21 protein-coding genes are annotated in these 19910 nt (G+C 62.7%); 8 read left to right on the top strand and 13 right to left on the bottom strand.

Annotation, left to right across the window (positions count from 1 at the left end; genetic code table 11):
- Nucleotides 1–74 precede the first annotated feature (74 nt).
- Nucleotides 75–410, top strand: coding sequence for a hypothetical protein (locus GOX53_RS04605; RefSeq protein ID WP_254446458.1), 336 nt, complete (start codon nucleotides 75–77; stop codon nucleotides 408–410).
- Between the two features lie 156 nt (nucleotides 411–566).
- Here the strand turns inward: GOX53_RS04605 and proS are convergent, their stop codons facing one another.
- Nucleotides 567–1907, bottom strand: coding sequence for a proline--tRNA ligase (proS, locus tag GOX53_RS04600; RefSeq protein ID WP_171173854.1), 1341 nt, complete (start codon nucleotides 1905–1907; stop codon nucleotides 567–569).
- A 168-nt stretch (nucleotides 1908–2075) separates the two neighbouring features.
- Here proS and GOX53_RS04595 point away from each other — a divergent pair, with 168 nt between their 5' ends.
- The 5 genes from GOX53_RS04595 to GOX53_RS04575 all read left to right on the top strand — a co-directional run bounded on the left by GOX53_RS04595 (nucleotide 2076) and on the right by GOX53_RS04575 (nucleotide 7053).
- Nucleotides 2076–2612 (top strand): FAD-dependent oxidoreductase, encoded by a 537-nt coding sequence (locus GOX53_RS04595; RefSeq protein WP_171173852.1) that lies wholly within the window; start codon nucleotides 2076–2078, stop codon nucleotides 2610–2612.
- A complete protein-coding gene (locus GOX53_RS04590; RefSeq protein WP_171173850.1) occupies nucleotides 2612–3586 on the top strand; it encodes an isopenicillin N synthase family oxygenase in 975 nt (324 codons plus the stop codon). Before GOX53_RS04595 ends, GOX53_RS04590 begins: the two co-directional genes overlap by 1 nt.
- A gap of 88 nt (nucleotides 3587–3674) precedes the next feature.
- Nucleotides 3675–4766, top strand: a complete 1092-nt coding sequence (locus tag GOX53_RS04585) for an AI-2E family transporter (protein WP_171173848.1) — start codon at nucleotides 3675–3677, stop codon at nucleotides 4764–4766.
- Nucleotides 4767–5444, top strand: a complete 678-nt coding sequence (locus tag GOX53_RS04580) for a DnaA/Hda family protein (RefSeq protein WP_171173846.1) — start codon at nucleotides 4767–4769, stop codon at nucleotides 5442–5444. It abuts the gene before it with no gap.
- Nucleotides 5445–5508: 64 nt separating this feature from the next.
- On the top strand, nucleotides 5509–7053 hold the full coding sequence (locus GOX53_RS04575) for a Ppx/GppA family phosphatase (protein ID WP_171173844.1): 1545 nt from the start codon (nucleotides 5509–5511) through the stop codon (nucleotides 7051–7053).
- Between the two features lie 14 nt (nucleotides 7054–7067).
- Here the strand turns inward: GOX53_RS04575 and GOX53_RS04570 are convergent, their stop codons facing one another.
- From GOX53_RS04570 to GOX53_RS04540, 7 genes are all read right to left on the bottom strand, one after another.
- Nucleotides 7068–7487 carry a hypothetical protein gene (locus GOX53_RS04570; protein WP_254446457.1) on the bottom strand — a complete coding sequence of 140 codons (420 nt, stop codon included), beginning with the start codon at nucleotides 7485–7487 and terminating at the stop codon, nucleotides 7068–7070.
- On the bottom strand, nucleotides 7484–8497 hold the full coding sequence (locus GOX53_RS04565) for an endonuclease/exonuclease/phosphatase family protein (protein ID WP_171173842.1): 1014 nt from the start codon (nucleotides 8495–8497) through the stop codon (nucleotides 7484–7486). Before GOX53_RS04565 ends, GOX53_RS04570 begins: the two co-directional genes overlap by 4 nt.
- 4 nt (nucleotides 8498–8501) lie before the next feature.
- Nucleotides 8502–9182, bottom strand: a complete 681-nt coding sequence (locus GOX53_RS04560; RefSeq protein WP_171173841.1) for a molecular chaperone DjiA — start codon at nucleotides 9180–9182, stop codon at nucleotides 8502–8504.
- Between the two features lie 45 nt (nucleotides 9183–9227).
- The gene (locus GOX53_RS04555; protein ID WP_171173839.1) at nucleotides 9228–9716 is read right to left on the bottom strand and encodes a GNAT family N-acetyltransferase; all 489 of its coding nucleotides are present in this window, start codon (nucleotides 9714–9716) and stop codon (nucleotides 9228–9230) included.
- Nucleotides 9713–10303, bottom strand: a complete 591-nt coding sequence (locus GOX53_RS04550; protein WP_171173837.1) for a VOC family protein — start codon at nucleotides 10301–10303, stop codon at nucleotides 9713–9715. Before GOX53_RS04550 ends, GOX53_RS04555 begins: the two co-directional genes overlap by 4 nt.
- Before the next feature lie 148 nt (nucleotides 10304–10451).
- Nucleotides 10452–12578, bottom strand: coding sequence for a methylmalonyl-CoA mutase (gene scpA / locus GOX53_RS04545; protein ID WP_171173835.1), 2127 nt, complete (start codon nucleotides 12576–12578; stop codon nucleotides 10452–10454).
- The gene (locus tag GOX53_RS04540) at nucleotides 12544–13533 is read right to left on the bottom strand and encodes a hypothetical protein (protein WP_254446456.1); all 990 of its coding nucleotides are present in this window, start codon (nucleotides 13531–13533) and stop codon (nucleotides 12544–12546) included. The genes scpA and GOX53_RS04540 overlap by 35 nt, the downstream gene beginning before the upstream one ends.
- Nucleotides 13534–13641: 108 nt before the next feature.
- Between GOX53_RS04540 and GOX53_RS04535 the strand changes: the two genes are divergently transcribed.
- Nucleotides 13642–14088, top strand: coding sequence for a DUF4174 domain-containing protein (locus GOX53_RS04535; RefSeq protein ID WP_171173833.1), 447 nt, complete (start codon nucleotides 13642–13644; stop codon nucleotides 14086–14088).
- 118 nt (nucleotides 14089–14206) lie between these two features.
- Here GOX53_RS04535 and GOX53_RS04530 read toward each other — a convergent pair whose 3' ends face one another.
- The 3 genes from GOX53_RS04530 to GOX53_RS04520 all read right to left on the bottom strand — a co-directional run bounded on the left by GOX53_RS04530 (nucleotide 14207) and on the right by GOX53_RS04520 (nucleotide 17378).
- The gene (locus GOX53_RS04530) at nucleotides 14207–15001 is read right to left on the bottom strand and encodes a hypothetical protein (RefSeq protein WP_171173831.1); all 795 of its coding nucleotides are present in this window, start codon (nucleotides 14999–15001) and stop codon (nucleotides 14207–14209) included.
- A gap of 7 nt (nucleotides 15002–15008) precedes the next feature.
- Complete coding sequence (locus GOX53_RS04525; RefSeq protein ID WP_171173829.1) at nucleotides 15009–17054, bottom strand: acetyl/propionyl/methylcrotonyl-CoA carboxylase subunit alpha; 2046 nt, start codon at nucleotides 17052–17054, stop codon at nucleotides 15009–15011.
- Nucleotides 17055–17174: 120 nt separating this feature from the next.
- Nucleotides 17175–17378, bottom strand: coding sequence for a hypothetical protein (locus GOX53_RS04520; protein ID WP_171173827.1), 204 nt, complete (start codon nucleotides 17376–17378; stop codon nucleotides 17175–17177).
- Nucleotides 17379–18028: 650 nt separating this feature from the next.
- Here GOX53_RS04520 and GOX53_RS04515 point away from each other — a divergent pair.
- The gene (locus GOX53_RS04515; RefSeq protein WP_254446455.1) at nucleotides 18029–19177 is read left to right on the top strand and encodes a DcaP family trimeric outer membrane transporter; all 1149 of its coding nucleotides are present in this window, start codon (nucleotides 18029–18031) and stop codon (nucleotides 19175–19177) included.
- 80 nt (nucleotides 19178–19257) lie between these two features.
- Here the strand turns inward: GOX53_RS04515 and GOX53_RS04510 are convergent, their stop codons facing one another.
- Entirely contained in the window at nucleotides 19258–19611 is a 354-nt protein-coding gene (locus GOX53_RS04510; protein ID WP_171173825.1) for a hypothetical protein, read from the bottom strand.
- Nucleotides 19612–19680: 69 nt separating this feature from the next.
- Entirely contained in the window at nucleotides 19681–19815 is a 135-nt protein-coding gene (locus GOX53_RS30085; protein ID WP_256415806.1) for a hypothetical protein, read from the bottom strand.
- Between the last annotated feature and the right edge of the window lie 95 nt (nucleotides 19816–19910).

Here is a 19910-nt window from a genome sequence, read left to right as displayed (position 1 = left end):
TTAACGAGTAAGTGCGAGGCACTAAGAAAATGGGATTTCAAACTGGAATTGAAGGATCGGTGTATGCCGGTCAAATGTCTAACCCCAACAATCTGGCCAACCAACTGGACTGCGAAACCGCAGCGCTGCTTCGGGCCGTGATCCGGCCCGTGTTCGAAGGCGCATCCAGCTGGACCACCTTGATGGATACTTTGCGTGTAAAAGGCTATCGTCTGGCCTTTCGTGAGGGACGGCTGTGCATCACCGACCGGACCACCGGCGACCGGGTATGCGGTCTGAGGTTCCTGGGCCTCGACCTGCGCGATCTGGTTGGACGTTTGGGCCGACCCATCGTGGTCGCCCGGCCGGGTGCTGGCGCTGACGGCGATCTGCTGATCACCCGCCCCGGCATGAACGCAAAGCCGGTCTAAGCAGGCCAGTCAGACTGCCGGTTCTTTGCGCTCCGGAGACAGGGCGATCCTGCGGATCGCAGCGCAAAGCAATGAGAACCGGCTTCAACAAAGCACGACGCGTTTCAGCACCGTGCTTTGCTTTGAAATCGAGTCCTCAAAACCAAAGCGACGCGATCAGGCGATCCCCTCGTAGATACCCGCGATCTTGGTGACGGCGGCCTCGGGGCTCAACTCCTCGTTTTCGCCGGTCCGCCGTGAGGTCAGTTCGACCACCCCGTTCTTCAGTCCACGCGGGCCAACCGTGATCCGCCAAGGCAGGCCGATCAGGTCCATGGTGGCGAACTTGCCCCCTGCCCGCTCGTTGCGGTCGTCATAGAGCGGCTCAAGCCCCAGAGCGGTCAGCGCGGCATAAAGCTTGTCGCAGGCCGCATCCGCCTCAGCGTCGCCCTGTTTCAGATTGACGATGCCGCAGCGGAACGGCGTCACGCCCTCGGGCCAGATGATGCCGTTGTCATCATGGCTGGCCTCGATGATGGCGCCGATCAGGCGACTGACACCAATGCCGTGGCTGCCCATATGCACCGCCACCGGCTTGCCGTCCGGCCCCTGCACGGTCGCGCCCAGCGGTTCGGAATACTTGGTGCCGAAATAGAAGATCTGCCCCACTTCAATCCCCCGGGCCGAGCGGCGGCGGTCTTCGGACACCTGATTGAACAGCGCCTCGTCATGGGTCTCATCCGTGCGGGCATAGAGCGACGTGAACTCCTCCATCACCGCCCGGCACTGCGCCTTGTCGTCATAGTCGATGTCGCGCTGCCCCAGCCGGATATCGGTCACGGCGCTGTCATAGAACACCTCGGATTCGCCGGTGTCGGCCAGAACCAGGAACTCATGCGTGTCGTCTCCACCGATCGGACCGGAGTCGGCGCGCATCGGGATGGCTTGCAGCCCCATCCGCTCATAGGTGCGCAGGTAACTCACCAGATGGCGGTTATAGGCGTGCAGCGCATCTTCCTTGGTCAGGTCGAAATTGTAGCCGTCCTTCATCAGGAATTCCCGCCCCCGCATCACGCCGAAACGCGGGCGGATCTCATCGCGGAACTTCCATTGGATCTGGTACAGGGTCAGCGGCATGTCCTTGTAGCTGCTGACATGACCCCGAAAAATGTCGGTCACCAGTTCCTCGGCCGTGGGCGTATAGAGCATGTCGCGCCCATGCCGGTCCTGCATCCGCAGCATCTCTTGCCCGTAATCGTCATAGCGGCCGGATTCACGCCACAGGTCCGCCGATTGCAGGACCGGCATCTGGATTGGGATGTGGCCCGCGCGCGCCTGTTCCTCGTGCACGATGTTTTCCAGCTTGCGCAGCACCTTGAAGCCCAGCGGAAGCCAGGAATAGATCCCCGCAGCGGCTTGCTTAATCATGCCGGCACGCAGCATCAGCCGATGGCTGACGATCTGCGCTTCCGAGGGGTTCTCTTTGAGAACGGGCAGGAAATAACGGGACAGGCGCATCGGCTCTCTCTTCTTCGTCAAAAACGCGGTTTTTCGGGGTCTAAGGCAAAGGGAAGCGGCAGGCAATCGGACTTTGGCGTTTTCGCGACGCGGGCGGCGTCGGTTTTGCGGTTGACCCGCGAACGGGCGATGCCGGAGGGTGCCCGGACCTAGATCGAAGAGGCGCCCATGGACAGCATTCTGGAACCGGCCCGGCAGATACCAGTCGTGCACCGCACCGACATTCTGGTCGTGGGCTCGGGGCCCGCCGGCCTCGCCGCCGCGCTGGCCGCCGCCCGCGCCGGGGCTGAGGTCACGCTGATGGACAGGTTCGGCTGTTTCGGCGGCAACATCACCGCCGTGGGGGTCGAGGGCTTTGCCTGGTACCGGCATGAAAAGACCGTCGAGGCGGGCGGCATCGGCGTCTACCCCGAGTTCGTCGACGGCTACGGCATCCTGATCCTGCCCACCACGGGTCGGTACACGCAGGTGCCCTACCGCTCGATGCTGCCCAAGGGGATCGAAGGGTTGTTGGTTGCCGACCGGTCGCACGGGGCCGACCGAATAGCCCATGCCGCCACCCGCAACATGGCCTGCTGCGCGGTCATGGGACAGGGCGCCGGAATCGCCGCCGGGCAAGCGCTGAACAGCAACCGGTTGCTGGACCAGGTCGACATTGGCACCATCCAAACCGAACTCGACCGGCAGGGCGTAAGGGTGAACTGATGCAAACCATACCCACAATCGACATCTCGCCGCTCGGCACCCCGAACCATCACGAACGGGACGCGGTGGTGCGCCAGATCCTCGACGCCTGCACAGGCATTGGGTTTCTCTCGATCACCGGCACCGGCATCGCGCCTGAAACGGTCGAAACCGTGCGCCGGACCGTCCGCGAGATCTTTGCCGTCGATGAGGCCAGCAAGTGGGATCAGGCGATAACTCGTGACAATTATCGCGGCTATATTCCGATGGGGTTCTTCACCCCCAACGATGGCAGCGGCACGGCGGACAAGTACGAAGGGTACAAGCTGCACCACGAGGTGGCCCCAGATGCGCCGATCCGCACGGCCTGCCCGCTTTATGGCCCGAACCTCTGGCCGCGCGAGGTACCGGGCGCACGCGAGGTTGTCCTGAGCTATTGGGCGCAGCTCGACACCGTGGCCGATCAGTTGCTGGGCGCGCTGGAGGGCGGGCTGGAGATCGCCCCCGGCACGCTGCGCGACGCTTTCTCCGATCCGCTGACCAACATGACGCTCCTGCACTACCCGCCGCAGGCCCCGGACGAGGCCGGGTTCGGCATCCATCCGCACAAAGACACCGACGCCCTGACCATCATCGCCCCTGATCCGGTCGGCGGGCTAGAGGTGCAGACCCGCAATGGCGGCTGGATCACGCCCGACTGCCCGCCCGGCGGTTTTGTGGTCAATATCGGCGACATGCTGGAGCTGTGGTCGGGCGGACGGCTGAAATCGACACCGCACCGGGTGGTGAACCGGTCGGGGCGGGAGCGGTACTCGTTCCCCTACTTCGCCGTGCCGCGCCACGATGTCGTTGTCGAACCGTTGCTAAGCCCGATACCGGGGTTCGACCGTCCCCCCGTTCATTGCGGCCACTGGTCAGCGGAAATCTGGCGTACCAACTGGCCGGACGAGCAAGCGGGCGCGGATACACCTGAGTTGGGAACGCTGCACATCTGAGCGCCTGACGGGCGCACTGCGAAATGCTTGCATCGCGTCCCTCCATGGGCCAAGAACGGGACAGATAGGTGTAACGAGGAAACCCGCCATGGCCTTGCCGGTGAAAGACCAGCTCAGATACTGGGGCATTGCGACTGCGGTTTTTGTCTTTGTGCTCTGGCTGTTGGGCGACGTTCTTCTACCGTTCGTGATCGGCGCGGCCATCGCCTATTTCCTCGATCCCGTGGCTGACCGGCTGGAACGGCTGGGCCTGTCCCGCGTTGCCGCGACGGCGCTGATCACGGTGGTCGCGGTGGCCCTGTTCGTCATCACCTTCCTGATGGTCGTACCAGCGCTGATCGCCCAGCTGATCGATCTCGTCGAGACCCTGCCCACCCTGTTCCAGGACCTGCGCGCCTTCATCGACAAACGCTTCCCCTCGCTGCTGGATACGGAATCGAACACCCATCAGTTCCTCGTGTCTTTCGGCGAAACGCTGAAATCCAAGACCGGAGAGGTTCTGCAAACCGTCGTCACCTCGGTGGGCTCGGCCATCAACGTGGTGGTTCTGCTGGTGATCGTGCCGGTTGTGGCGGTCTACCTGCTGCTCGACTGGGACCGGATGATTGCCCGCATCGACTCGCTCCTGCCACTCGATCATGCGCCGGTGATCCGCAAGCTGGCCGGTGAGATCGACGCGGTACTGGCCTCGTTCGTGCGTGGCATGGGCACTGTCTGCCTGATCCTCGGCATCTACTACGCCGTTGCGCTGATGATCGTCGGGCTGCAATTCGGCCTGATCGTGGGCTTCATTGCCGGGCTGGTCACCTTCATCCCCTATCTCGGCGCGCTCATCGGCGGCGCACTGGCCATCGGGCTGGCGCTGTTCCAGTTCTGGGGCGACTGGACCTCGATAGGGCTGGTCGCGGGCATCTTTGCCATCGGGCAGGTGATCGAGGGCAACTTCCTGACTCCCAAGTTGGTCGGCAGCTCGGTCGGGCTGCACCCGGTCTGGCTGCTGCTGGCGCTGTCGGTCTTTGGCGCGCTGTTCGGGTTTGTCGGGATGTTGATCGCGGTTCCGGTTGCCGCGGCCCTTGGCGTGCTTGCGCGTTTCGGCACCGGTCAATACTTGGTCAGCCGTCTCTACACCGGCCTGGTGGGTCAGGAATCGGCACAGGACAAGGCGCAGGACACCGACTGAATGGCCACACAGCTCAGCTTTGATCTGCCCGCCAAGACAGCACTCGGGCGGGAGGATTTCTTTGTCTCCCCCGCCAACGCCCTGGCGGTGGCGATGATCTCGGCCACGTCCTGGCCGGGTAACAAGCTGGTGCTGAGCGGGCCGGCAGGCGCAGGTAAGACCCATCTCGCCCATGTCTGGGCCGCGGAAACAAGTGGCCGCATCGTGCAGGCCGAAACGCTGCGATACGAGGATGTTCCAGATCTGGCCAGCGGCCCCATCGCGGTCGAAGACGTGCCGGGAATCGCCGACGATCTCGAACGGCAGAAGGCCCTGTTCCACCTGCACAATCTGGTGCTTGCCGAGGGTCATACATTGCTGATGACCGGACGGCTGGCCCCCAATCTGTGGCAACTTCCGCTGGCCGACCTACAAAGCCGCATTCAGGGCGCCCATCATGTTGCCCTTGGTCCGCCGGACGACGCGCTGCTGGGTGCGGTTCTGGCCAAGCTCTTCGTTGATCGACAACTCAGCCCCAAGCCTGAAGTCATCTCGTATCTCGTCAAACACATGGACCGCAGATTCGAAACCGCCGCCGAGGTTGTCGAACGCCTCGACCGCATCGCGCTGGCCGAAAAGCGTGAGATCACGCGGGCGCTGGCCAGTCGCGTGCTCCAAGATGACGCAGGTCCGGCCTGAACCAGCCGATTGACCCGTTCCCGGCGATTTCGCATCCTGCCGGGGACCAGACGCCGGGGGGAAGATGGAACAAGTAATCGAAACCGTCGCGCCGGACTGGGGGCCCTTTGGCAGACCCCTGTTCGACGACCCAAGTGTGCGGGCGCTGTCTCGGGTCGGTGTGGTGGATGTGGGATCGAACTCGGTCCGGATGGTCGTGTTTGACGGCGCGGCCCGCTCACCCGCTTATTTCTACAATGAGAAAATCATGTGTGCCCTCGGCGCGGGCCTGTCCGAAACCGGGCGATTGAACCCGTCGGGCCGTGACCGTGCCCTGGCGGCGCTGGGGCGCTTTCAGCATTTGGCGCGGGATCTGCACCTGCCACCGCTGCATGTTGTCGCCACCGCCGCCGTGCGCGACGCCACTGACGGGCCCGATTTCTGCGCCGAGGTCGAGCGCGAAACGGGTCTGCACATCTCGGTCGTGGATGGTGAGGAAGAGGCGCGGTTGTCGGCGCAGGGCGTGTTGTTGGGCTGGCCCGGTGCTTACGGATTGATCTGCGACATCGGCGGCTCGTCCATGGAACTGGCCGAAATCGGCGAAGGTGAGGTCGGACGCCGCCTCACCTCGGCGCTGGGTCCGCTGAAACTGCGCGACATCAAGGGCGGGCGCAGTGGGCGCAAGGCGCATATCAAGCAGGTGATGGAAGAGCTGCGCAGCCAGCTTGGCCCGCAACGGGACCGTCTGTTTCTGGTCGGCGGCAGCTGGCGCGCCTTTGCCCGCCTCGACATGCTGCGCCGGGGTTATCCGCTCAAGGTGCTGCACGAATACCGCATGACCACCAGACAGGTGCGCGAGACGGTCAAATTCATCGAGCAGAGCGACCCTGAAACGCTGCGCGCCGCCGCGGGCGTGTCCGGCTCGCGCATGGCGCTGGTACCTTATGCGATGGATGTGCTGACGCGCCTGATCCGCACCTTCAAGCCCAAGGATATCGCGATTTCAAGCTACGGCATTCGCGAAGGGCTGCTTTATGAACAGATGCCCCAGCGCCTGCGCGACCGCGACCCGCTGGTCGAGGCCAGCCGCTTTGCCGAGGCCAAGGATGCGCGCCTGCCGGGCTTCGGCAAAAAGCTGTTCGATTTCGTCATGCCGCTGTTCAAATCGGCCCCCGAGGCACAGATCCGCCTGATCAAGGCCGCCTGCCTACTGCATGACGTCAGCTGGCGCGCCCATCCCGATTATCGCGCCGAGATCTGCTTTGACAACGTCACCCGCGCCAATCTGAGCGGGCTAAAACACTCAGAACGCATCTTCATCGGGCTGGCCTTGCAGCATCGCTACCGCAACAAGCGCGAAGGCAACCAGTTCGATCCACTCTATGAGCTGCTGGATGAAAAAGGGCAGAAACAGGCGGAGATTCTGGGCAAGGCCATGCGGTTCGGCGCGATGCTGTGGATGCAGAACGACGCAAAGATGGGCAAGCTGCGCCTTTACCCCAAGAAAAAACTGCTCGAGGTGACCCTGCCCAGGGCCACCCTGCCGCTTTACAGCGAAGTGGCCGAGGCCCGGCTGAAATCACTGGCCGGCGCCCTGGATGTTGAAACCCGACTCATCACCCGCGGCTGACTCGGAACTAAGCGTTAGATATCGGTCGTCCCTTCGGGGGCCTCATCCTCTGCAGGCGCATCCTCCGGTTCTTCCGGCTTGGCCTTCTTGCGTATGATGATGTCGCCATTGGGCAGCATCTTGGGCATCTCATAGGCGCTCCAGTCCTGCACCTGGCCTGCGAGTTCTGCCAGTGCCGGACCCATCTCCTCAAAGAACGACCGCATCGAGGGGCCGAACTCCTCGGCCATGCCCAACAGATTGTCGAGCGCCGGTTCCATCTCCTGCCGCAGCCCCTCAAAGAACAGCTCGGCCCCCTGCTCCATCAAGGATTTGCCATTGTCCTCATCCTCGGCCAGCGCCGATGATGCGGCCAGGCAAGCGGTGAGGGTCAGGGCTGCGATCCGTGTCATAAGACGGATATAGGGTCGCAGTAGCTTGGGTTCAAAGGTCATATCTCGATATCCAGCGTGACCGGGAAGTGATCCGAGGCGGTCAGCAACGCCTCGCGCAGTTCCGGCATCCGCCAGCATTCCACGTCATCGAACGGGTGCCAAATCCGCCATGCTGGCCGCTTGGCACGCAGCCCCGGAGTGACCATCACATAATCCAGCAAAGCCTGCAGATAGCGCCCCTCGCCCTGCATCTCGAACCGCGCCGTCGTGGGCAGCGGCCCGGGCCGGACCTGAGCCGCTTTCGACGCATGGGGGTCGTAAAGCCCCGCCTCGAGCAGGATCTCGACCGAGGACCGCCCGAACAGGTGCTCGAACTCATCGAGCCCAGGGCCATCATTTAGATCCCCCATCAGGATCACCTCTTCCCCCGCCGTGCGATGCTCTTCCACCCGCGCCCTCAGCCAGATCGCCTGCGCCAGTTGTTTGCGGCGGTTGGCGATCGAAATCTGGATCACTTCGTCCCGCGTCTCGGCCCCGTGCGGCGCCTTGGATTTCAGATGCGCACCGATCAGGCGCAGATCGGTTCCCCCCTGCGTGCGCATGGCCAGTTCCAGGGGAGGCTTGGAAAACCGCACCAGATCCTCGGTTGTGTCGATATCCAGATCGATCCGGAAAGTACCGTCGAACCGGGGCGCCTGTGTGCTGCCCTTCTTGCCGGTCTCCTGCCCCTTGGGATCGTGGCGCACCTCCAGCCGGTCAGAATCATAGAGCAACGCCAGCTCCTGATGCGTGTCGTTGGCAAAGCCCATCGCTGCCTTTCGCGTACGCAGATCGAACGTATCGGCGAACCCTTCCAGCGCGCGGACCGTGTTTTGGTGCCGCCCGGTATTGGGCGCCTCGACGATCAGCAGCGCGTCGGCCTCAAGCGCGATCAGCACCTTTGCCACCGCCTCGATCTGCTGCGCCTTGGTCACATCGTGGCGGCCAGACCAGCTGTCGTCGATGATCAACTGGTCCTCCTTGTCGAACAGGTTGGCGAACCACTCGATATTGTAGGTTGCCAGCCGCATCGCCTCAGACCTTCGCCCCGTTGATCTCGTCCCAGGCGCGGTTGATGTCGATCAGCTTCTTCTCGGCCAGCCGGATCGCCTCTTCCGGAACGCCCCGCGCCATCATCGCATCGGGGTGGGTGTCGCGCACCAACTGCCGCCAGACCCTGCGGATCTCGGCCAGCGGCATGTCCGGAGAAACACCGAGCACAGTATAGGGATCGTTGGGCGCGTCAGGCACGAAACGCGCCCGCAGCGCCTTGAACTGCTGATCGGTCTGGCCGAAGATCCGGCTGACTTCCTCAAGGAACTCGTTCTCGCCCGGGTGATAGAACCCGTCCGCCATGGCGATATGAAACAGCCCCTCCATAAGATCGCAGAGCGTGGTGCTGTCCTCGGCAAACATCCGTCTGATCTTGCGGGCATAATCCTGATAGCCCGCCACATCCGTGCGCGCCATGTTGAAGACCCTCGCGGCGCCCGCCTCTTCCTCGCGGCCGATCTGGAACACCTCGCGAAAGGCGGTAACCTCGTCGCGAGTGACCTGTCCATCGGCCTTGGCCATCTTGGCACCCAAGGCAATGACCGCAATGGCAAAGGCCACCGAGCGTTCGGGTGGCGTGCGCAGGCGCTCGAACACCTCGGTCAGGCTTTCGCCCTGCGCAAGGGCACTGAGCGCGTCGGTGATGCGGGTCCAGAGTGACATGGCCACACCCTAACCTGCCCGGCAGACGGTGTCAGGTGCGGCAATTCATGCCTTGCCGAGAATTTTCTGCATCAGAACAAGGTCCAGCCACTGGTCCTGTTTGCGCCCGACCTGCGGCATCCGCCCGACCTCCTCGAACCCCAATGCTGCATGAAAGGCGATGGCCTCGGGATTAGCGCCCGACACCCCAGCCACCAGAGCATGCACGCCCTCTGCCCGCGCAACATCCTCCAGCCGCGCCATCAGCGCCCGGCCCAGCCCATGGCCGCGCGCCTCGGGCGCGAGCTGGATCGAATGCTCTTTGGTAAAGGCATAGCCCGGACCACCCCGAAACGGCCCATAAGTGGCAAAACCCGCCACCTGACCATCCAATTCCGCAACCAGAAACGCTGGGCCCCGCGCTGCGATATCCTCCGCGATCTTTCCAGCCTCGCGTTCATCGGTGGTGAAGGTGATCAACGTGTCGCGGATCACCTGATTGGTGATCGCCGCAATCGCATCGGCATCCTCTTCCCGCGCCCGCCGGATCGTCATTCCAGCACCCACAGCCCATGGGGTGTCTCGACCTCGGCGCGCAAGCCAACGTCTCCCACCTCGAAGATGACCCTATCCAGCGTCCCCAACAGCGCCGACAGCGCCTGTGCCTCGGGATGGGTCACGATCAGCCGCCGCAGCGCGCATCCGCTCGGTGCCAGCATCGACGCTGGATGCAACGCGCCCTGCCACTGAATGAGCGCCGGGAACAGATTGTCAAAGGGCAGCCGCCCTTCCTCGGGAACCGCCATCCGCCACCGCAAATCACCCCGTTCCAGCGCCACCGGCTTGCCGGCCTGCTCGGGTACACGTTCAATATCGTCAACCCGACAGATCCAGTTGCTCAATCGTGGCTGCCCCGCAAACCGGTCCAGATCGAACCAGCGCGGCCGCCCCGGGTCCGGCGCATCCGGATCGACCGCAATCGCCTCCAGATACAGCCCCTCCGCCAACCCCAAAAGCCGGTTGTGCGTCCCAAACCGCGCATGATGCCCGCCGGGCTGCATTCGCACGCCCAGCGCCTCTTCCACATGCGCCGTCGCCGCATCCAGCGTTTCGCCCGCCACCGCCAAGTGATCCAGTTGCATCGCATCCCTCCCAACCCCATCCGCAGATAAACGACAAAAAGCAGAGAGCCAACGCCCCCTGCTTCTCCTGTTCTAAAGTATCCTCGGGGATGAATGCTCAATGCCCACGCATTGAGCAGAAGGGGCAGACAGCCCCTTCGCGTGTGCCTCAGGCGCGCGCCTCGCCGATCAGTTTCAGAATATCCTGGGCCGCTTCAGGGATATTGGTCCCCGGCCCGAAGATCGCCTTGACGCCATTGTCCTGCAGGAACTTGTAGTCCTGCTGCGGGATAACGCCACCGCAGATCACAATGATATCCTCGGCGCCGGCCTTCTTCAGTTCCTCGACCAATTGAGGCGCCAGCGTCTTGTGACCCGCCGCCTGGGACGAGATGCCGACCACATGCACATCGTTGTCGATGGCATCCTGCGCCGCCTCGGCAGGGGTCTGAAACAGCGGCCCCACATCCACGTCGAAGCCGATATCGGCAAAAGCGGTGGCGATCACCTTGGCACCCCGGTCGTGCCCGTCCTGCCCCATCTTGACCACCAGCAGACGCGGGCGGCGGCCCTCGGCCTCGGCGAAATTCTCGATCGACTTCTGGATCGCGGCAAAGCCCTCATCACCCTCATAGGCCGCGCCGTAAACCCCGGCCAGCGTCTTCACCTCGGCGCGATGACGGCCGAATTCCTTTTCCATTGCCATGCTGATTTCCCCTACGGAGGCCCGCGCACGTGCAGCCTCAACCGCCGCTGCGAGCAGGTTGCCGCCTTCCTTGGCGCGGCGGGTCAGTTCATCCAGAGCAGCTTGACACACGGCCTCGTCACGCCCGGCACGCATCTTCTCAAGCCGTGCGATCTGCGCCTCGCGCACCACCTGATTGTCGACCTCAAGAATGTCGATCGGATCTTCCTGTTCCTTGCGGTATTTGTTGACCCCGACGATCACCTCGTCGCCCCGGTCGATCATCGCCTGACGGCGCGCTGCCGATTCCTCGATGCGCAGCTTGGGCATGCCCGAGGCGACGGCCTTGGTCATACCACCCATCTCTTCCACCTCCTGCATCAGCGCCCAGGCCTTGTCGATCAGGTCATTGGTCAGGCTCTCGACGTAGTAAGAACCCGCCAGCGGATCGACCACATTGGTCACCCCGGTTTCTTCCTGCAACACCAGCTGCGTGTTCCGCGCGATGCGGGCCGAGAAATCAGTGGGCAGCGCAATAGCCTCGTCCAGAGCGTTTGTGTGCAGCGATTGGGTGCCTCCCAGAACCGCGCTCATCGCCTCATAGGCCGTGCGGATCACATTGTTATAAGGGTCCTGCTCCTGCAGCGACACGCCAGAGGTCTGGCAATGAGTGCGCAGCATCTTGGAGCGTTCGGACTTGGCCCCGAACTCAGTCATCACCCGATGCCACAATGTCCGCGCCGCGCGTAGTTTTGCGATTTCCATGAAGAAATTCATGCCAATGGCAAAGAAGAACGAGAGCCGCCCCGAGAACTTGTCCACATCCATCCCGGCCTCCGTCGCGGCGCGCACATATTCGCGACCGTCCGCCAGCGTATAGGCCAGTTCCTGCACCAGGTTCGCCCCGGCCTCTTGCATGTGGTAGCCGGAGATCGAGATCGAGTTAAACTTGGGCATCTCGTTCGAGGTGTACTCAATGATATCCGAGATGATCCGCATCGACGGTTCCGGCGGGTAGATATAGGTGTTGCGCACCATGAACTCTTTCAGAATGTCGTTCTGAATGGTGCCCGCCAGCACGGACTTGTCATGGCCCTGTTCCTCACCGGTGACGATGAAGCTCGCCAGCACCGGAATCACCGCGCCGTTCATGGTCATGGACACGGAAACCTTGTCCAGCGGGATGCCGTCGAACAGGATTTTCATGTCCTCGACGCTGTCGATGGCAACACCGGCCTTGCCCACATCGCCGACCACGCGGGAATGATCGCTGTCATAGCCCCGGTGCGTCGCCAGATCGAAAGCGACCGAAACACCCTGCTGACCAGCGGCCAGATTGCGGCGGTAGAAGGCGTTCGATTCCTCTGCCGTCGAGAACCCGGCATATTGCCGGATCGTCCACGGACGGCCCGCATACATCGTGGCCTTCACCCCGCGCGTGAATGGGCCGAAACCCGGCAGCGTGCCCATATGCGGCAGCTCCGCCGTGTCCGCCTCGGTATAGAGCGGCTTGACCTCGATGCCTTCCAGCGTGGTCCAGTTCAGATCGTCAACGGGACGGCCGCGCAGCTCTTTCTCAGCCAGCGCGTGCCAATCGTCGGTTTTGGTCATTGCGTCTTCCTCTTGTCAATTCGGGTCTTGGCAGGGTTTGCCCCGCCGGTTTTTTGTCAGGATCGCCCACCAGCCGGGCCAGCCCGTCGGCGCCCGTGGCCAGCCACATCAGGTCATCGGCATAGACCGCGCGCATATGCGCGGCCTGTGCCGGGAAAAACGGGTTCCAGCGCGCATCGCCCCTAGGCAGCGCAGCCGCGAGGTCGGGCGGCATGGCCGCACGGAGTTCCGGCAAACGCGGCGTCGCATTGCACCATTGGCGGCAGTGCTCGCCCGGCGCCGGACCACCCGTCACGGCAGCCAGTTGCGCGTCCGGGCGGCCTGCGAAGATCTCGAACGGCAGCACCCAGAGCCGAGTGCCGGGGATAGCGCTGGCGATGTCGGTGATCACGTCGCGCCAACTGCGCTCGCCGCTTGCGATCCATTCCAACGCGACCGGGCTCGGAATCCCCCGGCCCCGCTTCAGCCCGTATCCCAGCGACGAGGCCCAGTAGTGATCCAGCGCGCGGATGTTGAGGATCACGTCCGTGACACTCCCTTCGAACGCCTGAACGAAATGCGCCATACGCTCGCCTGCGGCGGGATAAAGCTGCGCTTCGGCCATGTTCCGGCGCATCGTGCCTAGCATGTTCTCATCGCTTACGACCAGTCGCTTTACCCCGCGCCGGGTGCTGCTGGAAAGCGCCTCCGCTAGACGCCCGGCGCCGCGCCGCCGCCGTTTCGAAGCGGATATCCGGCCCGGCGCGATCCCGTGAAACATCCCCGAGCGGGTCCGGTGCGGACCCCAGAATCCGATCCCCTGCCGCAACAAAACCTCGGCATTCCTGCGCATGTAGTGCTGAAAACTGGTGGTGGCGCAACGATGCGCCCCGATATGCAATATGACGTCCATGGCTTTGCCTCGGCTCCGCGTCGCACGGCGCGGTGGGGTGGTGGGGAACGGAACGATGGTCATGTCGAACCCCTGACAAAGCGATTAACGTTAAACTTTTTGGTGACCGCGCGCATTTCTCCGGTCGCATTCCCGCCATCCGGGTCTATATTCAACCCAACAGGAGATCGCATGACCCGCACGCTAGCCCTTGTTTTCTCAGCACTTATCCCGGTGGCCGCATGGGCCGCGGATGGCTCCCTCCCGGCGGATGAAGGGCTGATCCAGCCCGCCGGTGACCGCGATTTGAGCGAATTTTTATGGACAAACCGGCCCATCGTGGTGTTTGCGGATACCCCCGCCGACCCCCGGTTCCAGCAACAGATCGACATGCTGCAAAGCGGCGAGGCGATGCTGCTTGAGCGCGATGTGGTGGTGCTAACCGATACCGACCCGGCCGCCCGGTCCGCCCTGCGCACGAAACTGCGCCCGCGCGGGTTCCAGCTGGTCTTCGTGGACAAGGACGGGGTGGTGAAACTGCGCAAACCTTTCCCGTGGAGCGTGCGCGAGCTCAGCCGGTCCATCGACAAGACCCCGATGCGAGAACGCGAAATTCGAGAGCGGCGCCAGAGCAACTGAGGCGCTGTTCCCTTGTACGCCTCCTCACCTTCACCTATATTTAATTTTGAAGGGGCCAAATGCCCTTCATGGAAACGAGGAAAGGACGACCGGATGGAAAAAGATCCCAACATTCCGTTCACTCCGATTCCGGTGACTGGCCGGACCGGCCCGAGACCGGGTTACTGAGCCGTTTAGCCAGCTGTTCCGCGGCCGCGGGACCGTTTTCCGCATATTCCTTAATCAGACGCAGCGCGTATTGCCCCAAGGCAAACGCGCTTTTTCGTGTCTCGAAATAGTCGCGGTACATCAGGATGCGCCGGTCCTGTGTCATATCGGCGCTGCGGAACACATCACCCCGCATATCCTCGGCCTGTGCTGCGATTGACTTGATCAGGCTGTAATAGGCCACAACCGCGTCGATGGTTACACGCGGAAGCACTTCGATCTCATCCACCAGGGAATCGTAGACGAAATCATTGTGTTCACGTGGGATCAGAGGGATGAAACCCAGGTCCGCCTCCATCCGCGCGACCAGCGCATTCGCTTCCTGCTCGGCCTGCCCCCGATCCCAGAGAACCTGCAGCGTATTGCCGATCTCGGCATAGAGCGCCTTGTGATAATCCCGGAGCTTTTCGGCCTTGTCGCGGGATTTGCCCAATTCGCCAAAAATGGCAGTCGTCAGCCAGCCGGTGGCGATGACCAAACCCGCAATGATGGCGGCCCAGATGCGTTCATCCAGATCCGTATTGACGGCGAGGACGACAAGCACCCCGCCGAAAATGACCAGCAGCGGCAGCGCGATATTGAGTATGAACTGCACAAAAACCCGGCGCGCGACACGCGCATCCTCGGAAAGCCCGAAGGCGATCACGAGGACCGCGCTGGCACAAAGTGCCAGAAGCAGCCAGTTATGCGACAGAAACTCGGTCATCGCGCGGCTACTCGAACTCCATGATCACATCGTCCACGGCGAGGCTGTCGCCGGGGCCCGCGTTGATCTTGGCCACGGTGCCCTTTTTCTCGGCGCGCAGGATGTTTTCCATCTTCATTGCCTCGATGGTGCACAGCGCCTGACCTTCCTGCACCTCCTGCCCCACTTCGACATCGACCTTCACGATCAGGCCGGGCATCGGGCAGAGCAGCATTTTCGAGGTGTCAGGTGGCAGTTTCTCGGGCATCAGGCGCGCCAGTTCCGCCTGACGCGGCGTGCGCACATGCACCTTGAGGTCGGCACCCCGGTTGCGGATTCGGAACCCGCCCGAGACCTTGCCCACCTTCAGCACCAGCGGGCTGCCGTCAACATCCAGCATCGCCAGCTGATCGCCCGGCGTCCAGTTCGAGGCCACGCGGTATTTGCCGCCACCCTCGAAACTCACGGTTGAGCCTTCCGGGTCGGCGTCGATGGTCACATTACATTCATGGCCCTGCAGGCTGACGGTCCAGTCAGTGCCCACTTTGCGCTCATGGTTGTCCATCCGGCCCGAAACGCGGGTACGGCGGATCTCGGCGACCCGATGCATGGCCGCGCATGAGGCCGCGATGCGGCGCAGGTCATCCTCGTGCAGGGTCACGCCTTCGAACCCGTCGGGATATTCCTCGGCGATGAAGGCGGTGGTCATGTCGCCCGAGACAAATTTCGGGTGATCCATCACCGCACTCAGGAAGGGCAGGTTGTGACCGATGCCCTCGACCTCGAAACTGTCGAGCGCCACACGCATCGCCTCGATGGCCTGCTCACGCGTGGGCGCCCAGGTGCACAGCTTGGCGATCATCGGGTCGTAATACATGCTGATCTCGCCGCCCTCATAGACGCCGGTATCGTTGCGCACGGCGGTGGCGCCATTGGGCGCCTCGCCCTGCCATTTGCCGTTGGCCAGCAGCGGCCCGGCGGCGGTCTCTTCGGGCGGGCGATAACGGGTCAGACGGCCGATCGACGGCAGGAAACCGCGATACGGGTCCTCGGCATAAAGCCGGTTCTCGATAGCCCAGCCGTTCAGCTGCACGTCGTCCTGCGTGATGGTCAGCTTTTCGCCTGCCGCAACGCGGATCATCTGTTCCACCAGATCGACACCAGTGATCAGCTCGGTTACCGGGTGTTCCACCTGCAGGCGGGTGTTCATTTCGAGGAAGTAGAAGTTCTTGTCACCATCCACGATGAATTCCACCGTGCCCGCGCTGGCGTAGCCCACGGCCTTGGCCAGCGCCACCGCCTGCTCGCCCATCGCTTTACGGGTTTCCGGATCAAGGAAGGGCGAAGGCGCCTCTTCCACCACTTTCTGGTTCCGGCGCTGGATCGAGCATTCGCGTTCGCCCAGATAAATGCCGTTGCCGTGGCTGTCGCAGAGCACCTGAATCTCGATATGGCGCGGTTGGGTCACGAATTTTTCGATGAAGATACGGTCGTCACCAAAGCTGCTGGCCGCCTCGTTCTTGGACGACTGGAACCCCTCGCGCGCCTCCTCATCGTTCCAGGCGATCCGCATGCCCTTGCCGCCACCGCCAGCGCTTGCCTTGATCATCACCGGATAGCCGATGTCGTTCGAGATCTTCACCGCCTCGTCGGCATCCTCGATCAGGCCCATATAACCGGGCACCGTGGACACATTCGCGTCCTGCGCGATCTTCTTCGAGGTGATCTTGTCCCCCATCGCCTCGATGGCGCCTTTTGGGGGGCCGACGAAAGCCACACCCTCGGCCTCGAGCGCCTCGGCGAATTTCGAGTTCTCGGACAGAAAGCCGTAGCCTGGATGCACCGCCTGTGCGCCGGTCGCCCGGATCGCCTCCATCACCTTGTCGATGACGATATAGGACTGGTTCGCGGGCGGCGGGCCGATATGGACGGCCTCGTCCGCCATTTCGACATGCAGCGCCTGTTTGTCGGCATCCGAGTAGATGGCGACAGTGGCAATACCCATCTTGCGCGCGGTCTTGATGACCCGGCAGGCGATTTCGCCCCGGTTGGCGATCAGGATCTTGTTGAACATGGAACGTCCTTTGTCTTGGGGTGTTTCAGACGCAGAACGCCGCCCCCGGCCAATCGGCCAAGGGCGGCGTTCTGCATGTGTACGGTCGGGCCGGGAGCGGCCCGGAAGTTCAGAATCCGGTTAGCGGCAGTTTCTCTCGAGTTTGCAATAAAGCAGGTTTCCGGCAGCACCCGCCGCCGCGCCGACGACCGGGTTGCTGTCAAGCACGAGCGCGCCGAGGAAACCCGCGCTGCCGCCATAGAGCGCCTGTTCACCCGGGTTGTCGCCACAGGCGGCAAGGCCTGCACAGAGTAAGAGTGCCGAAGAGATTCGAAGCGTCCGCATGTGTTCCATCCCCTAACAGACGTTGACTGATTGCTCGTCAGATGCCGGGGATTTCGGCTTGTCCGCAAGGCAATTCGCCGCGAGTTGCTGCGCTGCGCGGGACTCTGCCCAAACCGGGCTTCGCCATCGGCAAAGAAAAAAGCGGGCGGGTCAATGTGAAAAACACTGACCGGCCCGCCTAAGGAAGGGGTACGGAATAGTAGGTGCATGTGCGGCGCAGGCATAGAAGTGCCGCACGGCCCGGCCAATCTGCCTGCTTGACGCGGCGTCGCCAACACGACTTTTTCGCAGTCGCAAAATCCGGCTGGTTTCTGCCCATTCGGCGGATAAGCGCGCAAAATCGTGCCGATCGGGCTGTGCGAAGCGGTGCTGGACGAACGATGTTCACGTGTCACGACTGTGTGACGGCGATCTTGCATGGCGGTGCGCCAAGCGCTTTCGCGATCACATTTGGCACCTCCGCGAATCGGAAAACTACCGCTTACTATCAAACGGTTAGGAGCGGATATCGCAGCGCGGTGAGAGCGATGTGAGTTTGGATCAAGTTTCGATGAGAATCGTCTCACGCCATCTCGCCTGAACGTCATTTCACCCAGGTTGGGCCGTGTGGAACGCTGATTGTGCACCACTGCATACAGGGATGGACTCTCATGAAACAACACAGAACAGCCATGTCTTCGCTTGCCATTCTGGCATCGACGCTCGCGAGCGCGCCACTTTGGGCGCAGGACGCGCAGACCCAGGCCGAACTGGACGCGCTGCGCGCGCGGGTCGAGGCGCTTGAGGCCGGCGGCGCGCGGCCCTCGGGCGATCTGACCAATTTCCAGATCGGCCAGACCAACATCGACATCTATGGCTATGTCAAAGCCGACTTCTTCTACGATTTCGACTTCAATCAGGGCGACACGGCATTCGTCAACAATATCGGTGAACCGGCCAATGCCACTGACGGCAATTTCGGGGCGACCCTCCGCCAGTCGCGCCTGGGGTTTAGGACCACGACCCAAACCGACATTGGCGAGCTTCGGGGTCAGTTGGAGCTTGATCTCTTCGCCTCTGGTGGCGCCGCCGAACTGCGCTTGCGTCACGCCAATATCGGGATCGGTGATCACTGGATCATTGGCCAGGACTGGACGAACTTCATGCCGCTCGCCCAATACCCGACAACCGTGGAATTCAACGGCCCCGTCGGGATTGCCTTTGCGCGGGTCCCGCAGATTCGATACACGAACACCTTCGGTCAAACCACATTCAGCGCTTCGATCGAGGAAAACACCGCCGACTCGGATGATCCGGTCTTTACTGCTGCCCTGTCCTACGACACCGACCGATACAGCGCCCGTGTCGCTGGCCTGATCGGCACCGTGAATTCCGGCGGAACGGATGTCGATCAGACCGGCATCACGCTTTCGGGTTCGATCCGTCCGTGGCAGGGCGGTCTGTTTCAGGCAACCTATGTCACCGGCGAAGCGCTCGGCCCGCTTCTGATCGGCCTCGGGGATGCCGCTGTTGGTGGTGTTGCCAATGACGTCGACGGCTATACGCTCGAGTTCCGGCAGGATATCGGTGACAAGTGGAACGTGGGCATCGCCTATGGCCGCGAGGAGTATGACCTGCCCACCTCGACCGGCACCCTGTCGTTCACCGAGTTGGAGACGATCCACGTCAACGCCTTCTACAACGTGACCGACAACCTGACGCTCAGCGCCGAATACATCCAGGGCGAGCGCAATGACGCCACCACTGGAGCCACCTTTGACGGCGACCGCATTCAGGCCGCCATCCAGCTCAATTTCTGAGCACGCAACCCGGCGCTGCGGCCCTTGCCGCAGCGCTGCCCTTCTGGGCTTGGAGGTATGCTGCGTGCTCGGGATCACGGTCAGCGGCCCCCGTCGAACACGTCAGGAAAGGACAGCCGCGCCGTGTCCACGTCGATAACAAGAAGAGCCTCGTAACTCGCGGGATCGAACGGGTCTTCGGCGGGGATCACCTCACGCCCGAACAGCCAGCTCAGCCGCCCGGCATCCAGATTGCCGCGCTCGAAGGGCTGATCGCCGAACTGCATCCACAGTGCTTCGAGAAAGGCCATGTCAGCGCGTCGGTCGGCCGGTTTACGGTCGCGGAACCGCTCGCGGCGGGTCAGGGGTGTGACGCCCTTGGGATTGGCGCGACGGATGGTGAACTGGAAATCGGTGCCGGGAAGGCGGCCGGGAAAACCGCGGTGCTTCAGCATGGCAGACCCTCCCGTGCCGGGGCTGCCGGGGTTCGCGGGACCGACCGCAGGGCCGGTCCCGCGGAGGAATTACTTGTACTTGCCGGTGAAGGTCGGCTCGGTCGAAACCGGCTCAACCACGACGACTTCTTCTTCCTGCTGACCGCATGCGGCAACAGCACCGACGAAAGCCACCATGGCGACAAACTTGATGCACTTCGACATCTATTTCTCCTGACTCTGTTATCAATTCCAACAGGGGCGCAAACCCCTGCCTGCCCCTCGTCCGAGGTCACGGCCGAATAAGCACGACCGGGGGC

Origin of the sequence: Ruegeria sp. HKCCD8929, from assembly GCF_013031405.1 — a bacterium.
Classification (GTDB): domain Bacteria; phylum Pseudomonadota; class Alphaproteobacteria; order Rhodobacterales; family Rhodobacteraceae; genus Ruegeria.
Note: the sequence above shows the minus strand (reverse complement) of the source record. Positions and strands in the feature narration are given on the sequence as shown.

What these genes read in the sequence shown, in the direction of transcription:
- GOX53_RS04605 (WP_254446458.1), top strand. Translation starts at nt 75, where the DNA reads ATGTCTAACCCCAACAATCTGGCCAACCAACTGGACTGCGAAACCGCA.
- proS (WP_171173854.1), bottom strand. Translation starts at nt 1,907, where the DNA reads ATGCGCCTGTCCCGTTATTTCCTGCCCGTTCTCAAAGAGAACCCCTCG.
- GOX53_RS04595 (WP_171173852.1), top strand. Translation starts at nt 2,076, where the DNA reads ATGGACAGCATTCTGGAACCGGCCCGGCAGATACCAGTCGTGCACCGC.
- GOX53_RS04590 (WP_171173850.1), top strand. Translation starts at nt 2,612, where the DNA reads ATGCAAACCATACCCACAATCGACATCTCGCCGCTCGGCACCCCGAAC.
- GOX53_RS04585 (WP_171173848.1), top strand. Translation starts at nt 3,675, where the DNA reads ATGGCCTTGCCGGTGAAAGACCAGCTCAGATACTGGGGCATTGCGACT.
- GOX53_RS04580 (WP_171173846.1), top strand. Translation starts at nt 4,767, where the DNA reads ATGGCCACACAGCTCAGCTTTGATCTGCCCGCCAAGACAGCACTCGGG.
- GOX53_RS04575 (WP_171173844.1), top strand. Translation starts at nt 5,509, where the DNA reads ATGGAACAAGTAATCGAAACCGTCGCGCCGGACTGGGGGCCCTTTGGC.
- GOX53_RS04570 (WP_254446457.1), bottom strand. Translation starts at nt 7,487, where the DNA reads ATGACCTTTGAACCCAAGCTACTGCGACCCTATATCCGTCTTATGACA.
- GOX53_RS04565 (WP_171173842.1), bottom strand. Translation starts at nt 8,497, where the DNA reads ATGCGGCTGGCAACCTACAATATCGAGTGGTTCGCCAACCTGTTCGAC.
- GOX53_RS04560 (WP_171173841.1), bottom strand. Translation starts at nt 9,182, where the DNA reads ATGTCACTCTGGACCCGCATCACCGACGCGCTCAGTGCCCTTGCGCAG.
- GOX53_RS04555 (WP_171173839.1), bottom strand. Translation starts at nt 9,716, where the DNA reads ATGACGATCCGGCGGGCGCGGGAAGAGGATGCCGATGCGATTGCGGCG.
- GOX53_RS04550 (WP_171173837.1), bottom strand. Translation starts at nt 10,303, where the DNA reads ATGCAACTGGATCACTTGGCGGTGGCGGGCGAAACGCTGGATGCGGCG.
- scpA (WP_171173835.1), bottom strand. Translation starts at nt 12,578, where the DNA reads ATGACCAAAACCGACGATTGGCACGCGCTGGCTGAGAAAGAGCTGCGC.
- GOX53_RS04540 (WP_254446456.1), bottom strand. Translation starts at nt 13,533, where the DNA reads ATGACCATCGTTCCGTTCCCCACCACCCCACCGCGCCGTGCGACGCGG.
- GOX53_RS04535 (WP_171173833.1), top strand. Translation starts at nt 13,642, where the DNA reads ATGACCCGCACGCTAGCCCTTGTTTTCTCAGCACTTATCCCGGTGGCC.
- GOX53_RS04530 (WP_171173831.1), bottom strand. Translation starts at nt 15,001, where the DNA reads ATGACCGAGTTTCTGTCGCATAACTGGCTGCTTCTGGCACTTTGTGCC.
- GOX53_RS04525 (WP_171173829.1), bottom strand. Translation starts at nt 17,054, where the DNA reads ATGTTCAACAAGATCCTGATCGCCAACCGGGGCGAAATCGCCTGCCGG.
- GOX53_RS04520 (WP_171173827.1), bottom strand. Translation starts at nt 17,378, where the DNA reads ATGCGGACGCTTCGAATCTCTTCGGCACTCTTACTCTGTGCAGGCCTT.
- GOX53_RS04515 (WP_254446455.1), top strand. Translation starts at nt 18,029, where the DNA reads ATGAAACAACACAGAACAGCCATGTCTTCGCTTGCCATTCTGGCATCG.
- GOX53_RS04510 (WP_171173825.1), bottom strand. Translation starts at nt 19,611, where the DNA reads ATGCTGAAGCACCGCGGTTTTCCCGGCCGCCTTCCCGGCACCGATTTC.
- GOX53_RS30085 (WP_256415806.1), bottom strand. Translation starts at nt 19,815, where the DNA reads ATGTCGAAGTGCATCAAGTTTGTCGCCATGGTGGCTTTCGTCGGTGCT.